The sequence below is a fragment of the Enterobacter sp. ECC_219_Taxon_10 genome (assembly GCF_058354905.1).
Map to the genome: position 1 here is coordinate 4,824,936 of NZ_CM178005.1, position 14,006 is coordinate 4,838,941.

13 protein-coding genes are annotated in these 14,006 nt (G+C 56.5%); 2 read left to right on the plus strand and 11 right to left on the minus strand.

What is annotated here, in order from left to right:
* Nucleotides 1–15: 15 nt before the first annotated feature.
* The 9 genes from AC4ICF_RS22915 to AC4ICF_RS22955 all read right to left on the minus strand — a co-directional run bounded on the left by AC4ICF_RS22915 (nucleotide 16) and on the right by AC4ICF_RS22955 (nucleotide 11,488).
* A complete protein-coding gene (locus AC4ICF_RS22915; protein WP_316380704.1) occupies nucleotides 16–714 on the minus strand; it encodes a fimbrial biogenesis chaperone in 699 nt (232 codons plus the stop codon).
* A complete protein-coding gene (locus AC4ICF_RS22920; protein ID WP_316380703.1) occupies nucleotides 711–2,021 on the minus strand; it encodes a fimbrial protein in 1,311 nt (436 codons plus the stop codon). The genes AC4ICF_RS22915 and AC4ICF_RS22920 overlap by 4 nt, the downstream gene beginning before the upstream one ends.
* A 15-nt stretch (nucleotides 2,022–2,036) precedes the next feature.
* Nucleotides 2,037–4,541 (minus strand): fimbria/pilus outer membrane usher protein, encoded by a 2,505-nt coding sequence (locus tag AC4ICF_RS22925; RefSeq protein ID WP_316380702.1) that lies wholly within the window; start codon nucleotides 4,539–4,541, stop codon nucleotides 2,037–2,039.
* 30 nt (nucleotides 4,542–4,571) lie between these two features.
* Nucleotides 4,572–5,297, minus strand: a complete 726-nt coding sequence (locus AC4ICF_RS22930) for a fimbrial biogenesis chaperone (RefSeq protein ID WP_439209988.1) — start codon at nucleotides 5,295–5,297, stop codon at nucleotides 4,572–4,574.
* 47 nt (nucleotides 5,298–5,344) lie between these two features.
* Nucleotides 5,345–5,890, minus strand: a complete 546-nt coding sequence (locus tag AC4ICF_RS22935) for a fimbrial protein (protein WP_316380700.1) — start codon at nucleotides 5,888–5,890, stop codon at nucleotides 5,345–5,347.
* Between the two features lie 498 nt (nucleotides 5,891–6,388).
* The gene (locus AC4ICF_RS22940) at nucleotides 6,389–7,654 is read right to left on the minus strand and encodes an MFS transporter (RefSeq protein ID WP_316380699.1); all 1,266 of its coding nucleotides are present in this window, start codon (nucleotides 7,652–7,654) and stop codon (nucleotides 6,389–6,391) included.
* 44 nt (nucleotides 7,655–7,698) lie between these two features.
* Nucleotides 7,699–9,822 carry an alpha-galactosidase gene (locus AC4ICF_RS22945; protein ID WP_316380698.1) on the minus strand — a complete coding sequence of 708 codons (2,124 nt, stop codon included), beginning with the start codon at nucleotides 9,820–9,822 and terminating at the stop codon, nucleotides 7,699–7,701.
* A 104-nt stretch (nucleotides 9,823–9,926) separates the two neighbouring features.
* Nucleotides 9,927–10,922, minus strand: a complete 996-nt coding sequence (locus AC4ICF_RS22950) for a LacI family DNA-binding transcriptional regulator (RefSeq protein WP_233003664.1) — start codon at nucleotides 10,920–10,922, stop codon at nucleotides 9,927–9,929.
* A 17-nt stretch (nucleotides 10,923–10,939) separates the two neighbouring features.
* Nucleotides 10,940–11,488, minus strand: coding sequence for a helix-turn-helix domain-containing protein (locus AC4ICF_RS22955; protein ID WP_116343753.1), 549 nt, complete (start codon nucleotides 11,486–11,488; stop codon nucleotides 10,940–10,942).
* 103 nt (nucleotides 11,489–11,591) lie between these two features.
* Between AC4ICF_RS22955 and AC4ICF_RS22960 the strand changes: the two genes are divergently transcribed.
* Both AC4ICF_RS22960 and AC4ICF_RS22965 read left to right on the plus strand, forming a co-directional pair.
* A complete protein-coding gene (locus AC4ICF_RS22960; protein WP_116343752.1) occupies nucleotides 11,592–12,251 on the plus strand; it encodes an AzlC family ABC transporter permease in 660 nt (219 codons plus the stop codon).
* Complete coding sequence (locus AC4ICF_RS22965) at nucleotides 12,251–12,574, plus strand: AzlD domain-containing protein (RefSeq protein ID WP_116343751.1); 324 nt, start codon at nucleotides 12,251–12,253, stop codon at nucleotides 12,572–12,574. The genes AC4ICF_RS22960 and AC4ICF_RS22965 overlap by 1 nt, the downstream gene beginning before the upstream one ends.
* A gap of 39 nt (nucleotides 12,575–12,613) precedes the next feature.
* On the opposite strand, the gene AC4ICF_RS22970 is transcribed toward AC4ICF_RS22965, so the two are convergent.
* Both AC4ICF_RS22970 and fdhD read right to left on the minus strand, forming a co-directional pair.
* Complete coding sequence (locus AC4ICF_RS22970; RefSeq protein WP_023309747.1) at nucleotides 12,614–12,826, minus strand: YdgH/BhsA/McbA family protein; 213 nt, start codon at nucleotides 12,824–12,826, stop codon at nucleotides 12,614–12,616.
* 114 nt (nucleotides 12,827–12,940) lie between these two features.
* The gene (gene fdhD, locus AC4ICF_RS22975; RefSeq protein WP_116343750.1) at nucleotides 12,941–13,777 is read right to left on the minus strand and encodes a formate dehydrogenase accessory sulfurtransferase FdhD; all 837 of its coding nucleotides are present in this window, start codon (nucleotides 13,775–13,777) and stop codon (nucleotides 12,941–12,943) included.
* Between the last annotated feature and the right edge of the window lie 229 nt (nucleotides 13,778–14,006).

Here is a 14,006-nt window from a genome sequence, read left to right on the forward strand (position 1 = left end):
TAGTTTCACCAATGTTTACTGCACGGGATAGCGATGTATTTCGCGATTCCCGCTGTCGTCGATGATGTCCGCCTGCACCGTTTCAACCCGATGGTGCGCCCCCGGCTCCAGCGGATAACGTTTCTCGCTAAACGGGGCAACCATCATATCGGGCTGTTGCCGCGCGCGAAGCAGCGAGCCTGATGATTCCAGCGCGAGTTCAGCAAACGAGACAAAATAGGGCGAGGCGTTATGACAGAGAAGAACGCCACCCTCCAGACGAAACGTTAGCTGTTTTAGCGCCGTGTCCGGCTTCCCTAACCCGCGCGGGCGCCAGAAAATTTTCATTTGTGTGTTCATGGTTAGCACCATGCTTTGCTCCTGCTGCGTAACCGGAGGGATTTCATACAGATTGAGCCAAAAGACGGACTCCCTGTCAGCAGGTAACGGCATGTTATTGTAGACCAGCCGCAGCCCCTGCCCACCTTGTGGAGACAGGCGAAATACCGCCGGAATAGCAACAAAGGGGGTTTTTACGCTGCCCGGCGCGGCGTTTACATCGCCGTGATCTACCCAGCTTTGCACCACCACAGGCCAGGCATTGGCGTTCACCAGCATCAGGCTCTTTTGCGTTTCCCCTTCATGGAAAATGACCCGCGTAGCAGCGGCTACCAGCCCCGCAGAAGAAGAGGCGGACAGGCAAAGGCAAAACATCAGGAGGAGAATCCGCATCATTGCACTTTTACCCAGACGTAGGCACGCGCATCCACCCGGCCAGGTGTAACCTGCCTTCCCGGTAAGCGCGTCAGAAAAGCATTGAAGTTAATCAGATATTCACTCACGCCATTACGGTTCGATACCAGAGTGGCGCCGGCGCGTACCGGATACCAGCCGCCGCTGTTACCCGTGGCGCATCCGCCGGCCGTTGAACAGCGATCCCAGCCGAGAAACTGGCGGAGTACGCCGTCGCTTGCATTGGCAATCTGAATGCCGACCCCGCTGGCGATATCGCTCTGCCCGTAATTCTCGGACAGCAGATGGCTCACTCCGCCGCTGCTGTTCACCAGCCCGAGCGTTTGCGCGGCCTGATAGCTGGCATAAGAAACTTGTAGCCCAAGCGCCGTTTGCGAGGTGGCGACACCGCTCACCGCCGTGTTTTCACACCGCACGCTCACGGTAAACGGCGAGCGGGCCTGCTGACCGTTTTCCAGTTCCGCCCGTGAGATCGTCGGGAAAACCACCACCGGCGTAACGTTTTTCGCCACGCAGGTCGCAGTGGTGGTAAGCGTGGAAGCAGGCGCCGTGCCCATGTTCATCGCCATCCAGTTATCGTACCACCAGCCGGTATAGATAAACGCCGAGTCGCCGGTATCGCAATAAGCAATGTTCCCACTGCCAGGCGAACAAAATGCGACATAACCATTGGGCTGATTACAGGCGGAATAGCTGCCGCTGCTTTTCGGCGTCCCGCAGTAGCTGCTCGGTGCGCCTGAAGCAGGGGTAATGGCGCTGACGCGAATGGCATCAGCACGGATCGGGCTAAAATCTTTAACCCGAATATTTATCTTTTTACCGTCTGCCGATACGGCATAACGGGTCATTGGGATCCGCTGATAGTTGCGGGTAAACACCGTCCCGGAATTGACGTGAGTTAAACGCAGGCCAACGTAGTTAAACCATGTGCCGTACACATTGGGATTACCGTCAGCCATGCCCATATCCCAGTATCCCCCGCTGCGATCGTCACCATTGGTTGCGATAACTTCATAGATGTTGTTTGCATCGGAGATATCACACACATACAAGACGCTGTCGGGGCCTTTATAGAGCGCGTTATCTGAGAAATTAAACACCGTGCTCGCCAGCACCGTGCCCACCGGCTGAATATCAACAGACGTGAGGTTGATATTGCCAAGACCAATCCCAACGCCCAGGGAGTCGTTTGTTGTTTTCACGAAGTCGGGGCCTTTTTGACAGACCGCACTGGCCCCGGCGCTCAGCAAACACAACCCCGCGGCCAGTAAAATACGAATCTTTTCCATCAATTCCTCCAGACGTTAACGGCAGGGCAGACTTAAGACAGATAACGGCTCCGAATTGGTGGGACGTTGCCACTGGATCTGACAGCGATCCTGTACGCTGTCGCCCCATCTGACCTGCAGTCGCCCTTTTTCATCGGCCGCACGAAAATAGATTTGGTTAGCCTGTCCGACCATCCCCACGCTGTTGTCATATTCGTCATATACCGCCGCGCCCATTGGAATTGCGCTACCGTTCGGACGTTGAGCGGCAATCAGCATCGCCTGCCCCTGCAACGTCGCGAAGCGTAGCCGTACCATCGCCCCGGCATAGGGCGCAACACGCTGCGTGGACGTTTGCAGTTCAGCATCGTCACTCATCTCCTGGGGGTCTAACCCAACCGTATTGAACTGGTAAGGTACCAGCGCCGGTGCCAGCGCATAGCCAAACGCATTCACCCTTGCTCCCTGACCGCCCATAACCTGTGCACCCGTGGCACCTGGCGCCTCAACCAACGCAAACGTATCCCCGAGGTAAGGACCGGGCGTGATACCGCCGCGGTGCGCCACCAGCGCCCCCTGAACTGAGGCCGATGCCTGCCAGTACGTGCTGGAGGTTGACCACGAGGCACCGCCGTTGGCCCACGGGAAGTTTTTGCGTACGTTTGCCCCCCAGACGGCGCGATCGCCGTGCTCATCAGCGGCATAGTTCAGGCTGTAGCTCAGCGGATCACGCTCACCGTACATTCCACTCAGGGTCGACTGGTAACCGCCGCTTTCATCATCAGCGCGGTTGGCGCTCAGCGACAGCGTTGGAGAATAGCGGTTATGGCCCAGAGGTATGGAAAAGGAGAGTGACCAGAGGGTTTGAGTGTCAGCCTGCCAGCTGGTGTCGGCAAAAAGGCTGCCGCTGGCAGGAGAGACACGTCGCGTGCGGGCGGCGGTAAAGTTCACCGAAATTCCCCCGTCGAAGGTCTTGTTCCAGCTCGCCTGCATCTGCTTGTCGCGGCTTTTGCCATCACGATAATCCTGTGACGAAAGCGATATGGCCAGATTCCCCAGCGCGTTGAGGGATTGGTTAGCCGACAATTCCAGCCGCGTACGCTGCTGATATGTGGACGACTGCCACTCCTCGCTGCTCTGGCGTGCCGCCCGTGCACCGAACACATCGTACATCTCGGCAAATCCGCGGGTGGAGTAGCGGTAGCCCGCCAGCGCAACCGACGTGGAAGTCTGCGAGAAATATTTGCTGTAGTTCAGGCGGAACATCCATCCGGTCTGGTAATCGTCGTCAAGCAGGCGAGCGCGGGAGAACGTTCCGTCCATACCCCAGGCACCCAGCGACGAACTGTAGACGCCACCCAGCATAAATGATTGATACCCGTCCGCCAGCTGATTGCCCAGGTTTAAGGTCAGCGCATTGCTGATGCCTTGCCGCCAGACCAGCTCGCTGAACAGATCATCATCTCCCACATCCCGCGCACGGCCCACCGTGGCGGCATAGTCAAAAAGCCCGGCGCGCAATGATTCTGCCAGCGCCGAGAACGGAACCGTAAATGTACTCTCGCTGCCGTCCGCTTCGCGCACGGTAACGTTGAGATCGCCTGCATAGTGGGTTGGATAAAGGTCATCAATAACAAACGCCCCTGGCGCAACGGTCGTTTCATAAAGCGTGGTATTGCCCTGCTGGATGGTTACCTTAGCGTTAGTGCGGGCAATACCGCGCACCACCGGCGCATAGCCGCGCTGCGAGTCAGGGCGCATGCGGTTATCAGAGGTGAGCTGGACGCCGCTGAAGCCCATGCCTGAGAAAAAGCGGCCATCGGTATAACCTTCACCCAGCATGATTTCGCTCTTCAAAGGGAGAAGCGCACGCTGAAGATAACGACGGGAGGTTGTCCAGCGGCTGCCTGCATCGGTGTCATAGTTCAGGGAGGACTGTTCGCGGTAGCGCCACAGCCCAAGGTTAATGCCGCCGTTAAGGTTAAGAAAAGAGGAGTCCGAGTCGCCGTTGCCCGCCTGCTTCTGACTTACATGGTATTGGTTAGCCATATAGTTCAGAAACAGCATGGATTCACCTGCCTCCAGACTCTCCTCCGGTACGCTACCGCGCGGAGGCATATTCAACAACGCCCGCGGCACAGATAAATCAATGCGCATTTGCGGCATCGCGAGGTTCACCGCTACCCCATCAAATACAGCGTCGTCCGGGCGATAGCAAGACGATGCTCCCGCTGTTTTTGGCAGCGCTTTTAGCCCCGTTTTCTTCAGCGTCTGCCAGGTAAAACAGGGCGAGACGCGGTTCCCGTCGTCACTAAAGAGGATTTCATCCCGCGCAACAGCCACACCGTTAACATAGAGATCCAGCAAATAAGCGCCGGGTTTAACCAGCGTGTCCTGATTAAGCTGACGTATGTCGCTATTACTTAATCCAGTATCGCGCAGTAGCGCAGCGTCAAAATAGTAATCCTCACTGGCGAAGGCGTCGGCAGTGCGGAGAAACGCCACCGCCACCAACGGTGCGAGGTGGGAACATCGAAACATAACACTCTCCCGGTTAGAAACCTCATCACGTCAACGGGGCAGCGTAAAGGTATGACCCACGGCCGTACCGTAGTCGTTAATGGCATAAAGCGTCATGGATGTCGCCTGCGTCTCAGGCAGCGGCCATTGGGTCGAACCAAAGGGCGGAAGCGTGACCGGCTTCCCGATGCCGATCGTTTTTTCTCCCTGCTTCAGCACAGCGTTACGTACGTTAATGTGCCAGGGCGTCGGGTTTGTCAGGCTCAGGGAACGGCCTTGTCGGATCAGCTTTAACGCTGAAGGCGCCTGGTTGGCCTCCCCTTTCAATCCTGCCGGGCGATAAAAAATTTTCAGTCGGCTTTTCACCACCAGCGACAGGCGGTTACGTTCTGTATCCACCGCTTTGACGGCGGGAAATTGCAGGTAGTTAAACCAGAACAGAGACTCGCGATCGTCAGGAAGCGGCTGGCCTGTATACTTAAGGCGCAGCGCCTGTCCCGCATTGGTATTCATGCGGAAAATTTGCGGCGTGGCAATAAACGGCGCATCGGCGGTCTCTGGCGTTGATTGGGGATTATTAGTATCCATCCAGACCTGGACCAGCATGGGCGTATCGCCATTATTCATAAATTCCACAACCTTTTCTTTCGCAGCAGCGGAATAAATAATTCTGTTTCCCTTTAATATGACACTGGCTGTTGAAGGAGTAACCGCGAAAAATAAGTAAATGACAACCCACACAAGCGTCCTGCTGATGTACGTCATATTATTAACCATGAATTAAATGAAAATAAGCGCCGCACGGGACGGCGCTTTAATGCTATTTACAAATAGGTCACCGCAAACTGTGCGCTGGATTCTACTGCCCCTGATGTCGCATTACCGGCTGCGGAATAATAACGCGCAATCATATCGAAAGTGACCGTATCCGAACCCGCATCTCCCCCGACAGACTGCTTCGAGGTTTTCGCTTCGCCGCTGGTGAAGTCCAGCGCGGTGGTGCCTTCCAGAAGCTGAATCGCAACATTCGTCGCCGGACTGGAGGCCGCGATATTCGACAGGTTAGTCCCGTCAATATTGCCACTGACGAAGCGAGCCGCCGCGTCTTTCTGCACTGACGTTGCGCTGACATCACAACCGCTGAGGGTCACAGTAAAGGGTGTATCTCCGGCGCTGGAGCCAGCGGCGGACAGCGAACCTTTATTGACGGTTGGCAACAGCACCACAGGATAGGAATCTGCGCCATTAATTTTGATCGTACACGTCTGATCGCTCACTTCACCAATAAAACGAACGGTATTATCAGCAGACGCAACGCCACTCATACCGACGGTTAAAATAAAAGCCGCAATTAATTTAGTTTTCATCATTGTTTCTCCATGAGATACCCGCTTACAGAAATATAAGGGATATGTTTTTTTAATTGATGAGCTAAGGCAAAAATACATCCTGTAAAATAAGATGTAAAGTTATTACAAAATACAACAGATGACATGCGTGTCTAGCGGGGTTTAAAAAAATCAAAATACACATTCACATAACGAATGAATTTAGCAAATGAATTGATTGGTTTTTATACATCTTCAGCAAACTGGAGAGGATTATAATTTTAAAATCAAGCAAATGGGAAAAGCATGATAAAAATAGCGAAACATTATCTAAATGATTAGGTTTCCTTAAATGTATTTTAATTTTTATTAAAATAAAGACTTATGATAAATACTGAGATTGTATTACTTTAAATCAATAGAAAAAATATATAATCAAGCATAATACACTTTAGGAATTGTGCCTGAAATAACGGTTATTAAATAATCACACCGTCCTGACAATGCAGACTCGCTGCCGCGTCAGCGGCAGCGCTTTACCTAGCTAGCTTCAATCGTATGGCTACGCGCCGCAATCTCCCGTTTGCTGCTCAGCGTAAACGCCGACACCACCGTAATCGCCAGCACGAAGCAGCCCAGCATCAGATACGTCTCCTGGAAGCCGATCCGGTCATACATATTCCCGGCAAAGGCGGAGAGGAAAATTGCCGCCGACTGTTTGGCAAACTGGAAGCCAATCAGGTAGATAGTGGCCGACAGGCGAGTATCAAACACCCCGGTGATGTACTTGAACGCGCCCACCAGCAGGAACGGCACCTCCAGCGCGTGCAGCATCTTCAGGGCAATCACCTCCACGGCGGTGGTGGCGAACGACGAGCCGATAATGCGCGTCGCCATAATCACCCCGGCGATCAGCAGCGTATTTTTCGCGCCGATGCGGTTAATGATCCACGGCGAGCAGAACATGATGATAGCGTTACAGATTTCTCCGGCAGTGGTAGCAAAACCAAAGGCGCGGGTCCCCTCCTGCGGCGTGGCGAAGAAGGTTTTGAAGAAGGTGGCAAACTGCTGGTCGAAGACGTCATACACGCAGGCCACGCCGATCACGTACAGAATGAACATCCACATTCTGCGCTGGCGGAACAGGTTAAAGACGGTTCTGGCGGTGATCTGCGGCTGGTTGGCGCCCAGCGCATTCATTACCTGCGCCGTCTGGTTGGGCTTTGGCTTCGCGACCACCAGCAGCAGCATCAGTAGCAGCGCCGCCGCCGATCCCATCCAGAAGACGTACGACGGGTCAATGCCGAACAGGATGCCGCCCGTTGAGGCGCACAGCCCCCAGCCGAGACAGCCAAACATGCGCGCCTTGCCGTATTCAAAGAAGCTGTTGCGGCTCACGCGTTCGATGTAGGCCTCAATCGCCCCCGATCCTGCCGAGAAAACAAAGCCGATATACAGCCCGCCGCTCAGCGCGCCCAGCCAGATATTGGCTTTCAGCAGCGGCGCGAAGACGTACAGGAAGAACGGTGCGAACAGAAACAGCAGCACCGAGATGATCCACAGCAGGTGTTTTTTCAGCCCCAGCTTGTCTGAAATCACCCCCAGCACTGGCTGGAACGCGATGGCGGACAGCGAGATACAGGAGAAAACAATCCCGGTATGGGTTTTGTTCAGGCCGATGATGTCCGACAGCCAAATCGGCAGGAACGGAAAGCAGGTGGCCATGATGAAGAAGTAGAGAAAGAAGAACAGCCCGAAGATCCAGAAGTTAGGGTTGTCTTTGTGGGTACAGGTTGTTGCGTTCATTATTTTTATCCTCAACGGAGGGCCGGTTGCCCGGCCCGTCACCCTTACACGCGTTCCACGCCAATCAGAATGGCGGTTTCCGGATCCAGAATCGGCAGCGCAATGCCCGCCTGCATCAGCCATTCACCGCTCACCGTTTGCGGTGCGGCCATCCACGCCGGCAGCCTGCGCATGGTGTGCCCACCCTTACCCGTAATCTGAATATTCGGGTGATCGAGCAGCGTGATGCGGTACCGCGCTCGGGCGTCCAGCCCCGGCATGCGCAGCGGCATCATCAGGGTGTAATCCGGCATCGCCAGCTGGCTGACCATAAACAGCCCTTGGGTCTTGTCTTCGCTCACTATACCCTGCGCCAGCGTGGTGGCGTCCGGCATATCGATGCGCCACTGCGTACCGGTGTGGATAACCGCTCGCCACTGCTTGTGTAGTGCGGCGTAACGGCGATAGCCTTCGCGCTCCTGCGCGTCCACGGTGAGCGGATCCAGCTCCAGTCCCATATGGCCAAACAGCGCCGTCAGCCCGCGGAAAGCGATGCTGTGCTGGCGAAAGGTGGCGTGGCATTTATGATGACCGATATGCGCGCCCATCACTTCCGGCGGAAAGAAGTAGCTCATGCCGCGCTGGATGGTGTTACGCTCCAGCGCGTCGTTGTTATCAGACGCCCAGAAACGGTGGCAGCGGGTCAGTACCTCGTAATCAATACGCCCGCCGCCGGAGGAGCAGGATTCAAACTCGATGTGCGGGAAGCGCTCGCCCAGCACGTCCAGCAGGCGGTAAAACTGGCGGGTCTGGGCATCGGCGGCAGCTTTGCCACTGTGGCCCGGCTGCACCAGCTCGCGGTTCATGTCCCACTTAACGTAGTCGACCGCATGTTCGCCCAGCAGCCAGCTCATGCGTTCCACCAGGTAATCAAAGGCCTCCGGGATGTTGAGATTGAGCACCAGCTGGTGTCGTCCGGTCACCTGGGGATAGCCCGGCAGCGCCAGTACCCAGTCAGGGTGCGCGCGGTACAGATCGGAATCCGGGTTGATCATCTCCGGCTCAACCCAGATGCCAAACTCCATGCCGAGCCGTTTGACGTGGTTGATTACCGGCGTCAGGCCGTTCGGGTATTTTTTATCGTCCAGATACCAGTCGCCCAGCGCCGCGTGGTCGTCGTTGCGGCCCTTGAACCAGCCGTCGTCGATGATAAAGCGCTCCACGCCCAGCGCAGCGGCCTCGTCCGCCATGCGCATGATGTAGTCCGGGTCGTGGTTGAAGTAGATCCCCTCCCAGGTATTGAGGTGCACCGGGCGCGGTTTGTTTTCCGGGAAGCGGATAATGTTGTCACGCAGGTAGCGGTGGAACTGCTGGCTCATGCCGTTCAGGCCACGCGGGGAGTAGCTGGCATACAGGCGCGGCGTCCAGAGCGTTTCGCCTTCATCAATCGTCATTTCACCCGGCAGGTAGAGCGCTTCGGCCTGCAGATAGCGGCGACCGTCGGTTTTCGCTTCCGCGCGCAGGCGGTGGTTGCCGCTCCAGCCCAGATGCACGCCCCAGACGTCACCCTGCATTTCGCTGAACGACGGCGTACCGGCAATCAGCGCCGGGAAGTGTTCGTGGGAGGTTTTACCCCGGCGGTTTTCAATCACAAAGCTGTCGTGATCGAGCTTTACGCGGTGCGGCTGAAATTCTCTGATCCAGCGTCCGTGGAAGGCCATCACCTCCCGGGCGCGCTCGGCCACCGGCAGCGTGACGGCGAAACGGTCCACCTGCCACGCCTGCGATTTCAGGTTGGTTAAGCCGTGGCGCACTACCAGCACGCCGCAGGCATCCAGCGCCAGTTCGCTGGTCAGGCGCAGGCCCGCATGTTCATCTTCCGCCGTTACCGTCAGGGTTTGCGCCTGCTGCTGTACGTCGGTGGTGCTGAATACCGGGGAACCGTCCAGCCCCTGCCGGTGCCCCTCAATGCCGGGTGAGCCAAACAGACCGTGCCCCAGCTCAGCCATCAGCGTAACCGGGGAGTCCACGTCCAGCCTGCCGTTGGCAACGGGGCGTACGAGCGTCGCAGCATCCTGCGGTGAAAAGTGGTGAAGGTGTGGCCCCCAGTAAAGAATTTCGGCAAACGGGCGCGTTTTTATCACCACGTCTACCGTGCTGCTTTCAAGTCGAAATATGGCATCTTGCATAAGACATCTCCTGTCATCGGGATGTCTTGAGTGTTGATCCGAAACGTTTCGGATACAAACCAAAACGTTTCGGATCTGTGATCGGGTTTGGAATTTCGCGCGGTTTAGGCCGTCTGGCCCTGGGAGAATTCCGGCTGCCAGAGCACCTGAAGCTGCTCGATATCGCCGCCGTTAATCAGCTGACGCACCATATCGGCTATCTGTTTGCCGACGCCCTGGCGGGTGGACTGGATCACCGCCGCCACGTCGATATCGACGATGCTATCCTGCGGCAGGCCGTCATAGACCACCAGCGAGACGGCGTTGTCGCCAGATAAGCGCCCCAGCTGCGCCAGCGCCATTGCTGCGCCGTCGCCGTGGGTGTTGCAGTCGGTAATGATGGCCGTGGGCGGCTGCGGCAGGGCGAGAAGCTCTTTTGTGGTGGCATACCCGACGCGGCGCGAAGGCGGCATGGCGCGCAGCCACTCGCTGGAAAGCCCGGCCTCACGCAGTGCATCCAGATAGCCCTGACGGCGTTGGGTAATGAACGCCTGATTATTACTCTCCCCCAGCAAGGCAATACGCTGATGTCCTTTTTCGATCAGCCAGCGGGTGGCCCTGTACGTACCGGCGTGATTGTCAAAATCAAACCACGCGTACGGCTGCGGGAGGTGGCTGCGCCCAAGCGCCAGGAAAGGAAAACCGGCGGCCTGCAGCTGCTCAAGACGCGGATCGTGATCCAGCGTATGCGCCACGATCAGCGCGTCGACGCGCCGGCTTTGTACCATGCGCATGTAGCTGTGCTTATCCGCCAGATCGTCATCGGCGATGAGCAGTAAGTCGATCTCATGTCGCGCCAGTTCGTGGCTAATTTCGCCGACCATGTCCATAAATACGCTGTTATTGAGCGGAACGGGATGAACCGGAAACACCAGCCCGACGGCGTCAATTTTGCCCATCTTCAGGCGGCGGGCGAAGGTATTGGGCCGGTAGCCACGGCGCTGGGCCTCCGCTTCCACGCGGGCGCGCGTCTCGGCGGAGACGTCGTCATATCCGTTGAGGGCGCGGCTGACGGTGGTGACAGACAGCCCCAGTTCTTTGGCAATGGCTTTAAGCGACATGAGTTTCCGTATCTCTGTTAGTTCTGTTCCGCCACCAGCAGCGCGTGCGTATCCGGCTCCAGCGCCTTAAAGATATGCGGCTGGTCAGCGGGGTAACAAATGTAATCCCCGGCGGCGAGTTCTTCCGCCGCGTCGATCAGGCCGACCAGGGCCCGCCCCTGCATCACAATAATATGCTCTACTGAGCCAGGAGGATGCGGCTGAGAAATACGATCGGCACCCGGCTGGGTCATCAGAAGATAGACATCCCGACGCGCGCCAGGTGGACATGCGGCGAGCAAAATGGCTTCATAATTTGCCTGCCCGGCCACCACTTTCGTGCCTTCACCACGGCGGATCACCTGCGTGGTCGGCTGCTGCGGCTCCAGCAAGCGGGCAAAAGGAATATCCAGCGCCACGCACAGTGACCACAGCGTTTCCAGGCTCGGGTTACCGTTGCCGGATTCCAGCTGGGAAAGCGTGGATTTAGCGATCCCGGCACGGCGGGCAATTTCCGCCAGCGAAAGCCCGGTTCGCAGGCGTTCTCGCACCAGGCTTTTGGCGATCACGCTGATTGGCTGCGTCATAAAAACGGCCTCTGCTTATCTATAACGAACGAATCGTTCGTCTTGTAAAACGGTTTTGATGCGTTCATTATAATGGAAATACGTTCGATATGGCTAAAATGGTATGAAGAATCCTCTCTCTTGCCTGAAAGGCGACACGATAAAAGCAATCATCCTGGTTTGCCTCGCGGTTGGGGTCGTTGGGATGTCCTACGGCTCGCTGGCGATGGCCTACGGTTTCCCACTCTGGGTGCCGTTTGTCCTCTCCCTCACCGTGCTGGCGGGCGCATCGGAGTTTATGTTTATCGGCATTGTGGCAAGCGGCGGCAATCCGCTGGCGGCAGCGGCCGCCGGTTTGCTGGTTAACGCGCGCCACGTGCCGTTTGGCGTGACGGTGCGTGAACTGGTGGGTAAACGGGGTTTGAGTTATCTCGGCTGTCACATCATGAACGATGAAAGCGTGGTGTTTGGCCTGTCGCAAAAAACGCCCGAGCAGCGTAAGGCAGCTTACTGGCTATGCGGCTTAGGCGTGGCGATTATCTGGCCGGTGGGCGCCCTGCTGGGTGCCATGGTCGGCAAACTGCTGCCGGCCCCGGAAACCATCGGGCTGGATGCAGTATTTCCGGCGATTTTACTGGCGTTAGTGGTACCTGCGTTTAAAAACCGTACCACGCTGATCCGCGCCTGCAGCGGTGCCGCATTATCACTGGCTGCCGTGCCGTTTGCCCCGGTGGGCTTACCGGTTCTGCTCTCGTTACTCGGTCTCGCTGCGAGGAAAAAATAATGGGAAACATGACGTTTTTTATTCTTGGCATCGCCATTTTGTCTGCGGGCACGTATTTAATGCGGCTTGGCGGGGCAAAGCTGGGCAACCGGCTGGCGCTCTCTGAACGGTCTCAGGCGCTGCTTTCGGACGCGGCAACGGTATTGCTGTTTTCCGTCGCGCTGGCGACCACGTTTTACGAAGGAGAACATTTCGCCGGGATGGCGCGCGTGCTGGGCGTGGCGTTTGCGGTGTTTCTCGCCTGGCGCAAAATGCCGTTAATTGTGGTGATCGTAGCGGCGGCAGTGGTGACGGCGCTGTTGCGCGTGGCGGGCATAAACTAAAAAAGCGCCCCGGGGGCGCTCTTTCGACGGTGTGACAGCTTATTTAGTCAGTTCAGCGGTCATATGCACGCGGTTACCTGAGAACGCCTGGGTAATTTTGTAGGATGACGCGCCGGCTTCCTGAGCCTGAGCCGCGATTTTCGCTTCTGCGCCGTCAATGGTTGACGCGGTTGCGGTCACGGTCTGTGCAGCGAAAGAACCGAAAGAAGTAGCCAGAGCGATTACAGCGACAAAAGTTTTGATGCTTTTCATAATATAAACCCTTTCATTAAGTTGTTTAGGTAAGGCACCGTGCCTTGATGAGATAAATACTAGACCTCATCACGAACAACTAAAAGCGGAAGGATTTGCTATTATCATTCAAAATTACTGATTAACTATTAACCGCTGCGGATGGGTATAAATCGTCGCCCTTCCCGGCTTGCAGAAGCCCACCAGCGTCAGGTTGCAGCGCTCCGCGACGTCCACCGCCAGCGTGGTTGCCGCCGACACCGCAAACAGGATCTCCACGCCGCACATGGCGGACTTCTGCACCATCTCATAGCTGGCGCGGCTGGATACTAGCGCGGCCCCCTGCTGCCAGACATCGCTTTCCCGCGCACGACGGCCTAATAGTTTGTCCAGCGCGACGTGTCGACCCACGTCTTCATGCCCTCCGGCAATATCCCCCGACGGCAGCACCCACGCCGCCGCGTGCGTACAGCCGCTCAGCTGGCCGATGGGCTGTACATCGTTGAGGTGCTCAAGCGCACGGTCGAGATGCGCCAGATTAAAGGTCTGGGTAAACGGCAGTGGCACAACGGGCTTGCCAATATCATTGAGCTGCTCAACGCCACACACGCCGCAGCCGGTACGCCCGGCCAGCGCGCGGCGGCGCTCTTTCAGCCCCATAAAGCGGCGGCTGGAAAGTTCGATTTGCACTTCAAGACCGTTGCAGGCCTGCACCACGTCCATGCCGTAGATCTCCTGCGGGTGCGCAATGATGCCTTCCGAGAGGGAAAAACCGATGGCGAACAGTTCGAGATCTTTCGGTGAAGCCATCATCACCACATGCGAAATACCGTTGTAAACGAGGGCAACGGGCACTTCTTCTGCCAGAAAATCCGGCGTGGCATGGGTAATGTGGGGCGGTCTGCGTACCGACAGTTCCACAATGCCCGCAGGCAATGGCGATGAACGGGTAGCACGGTTTTGTTTAGACACAGCGGTATTCCTGAACAACCACGGAAGTAAGCCTGCTATTGCAGCATAAACCACAGGCCTTACGCATAGTATGGATCAACTTTTCAACACTCATTCTCCTACTCATTAAGAAGGGGTGCAACCCGGCCCCTGCTACACCCCTTTAACATGCAGAGCTTGTAGTGTGATCAGTATCACACTTTATAATCAACACAGTGATAATACGTTCACTTTGTATTAACGCCGTTAG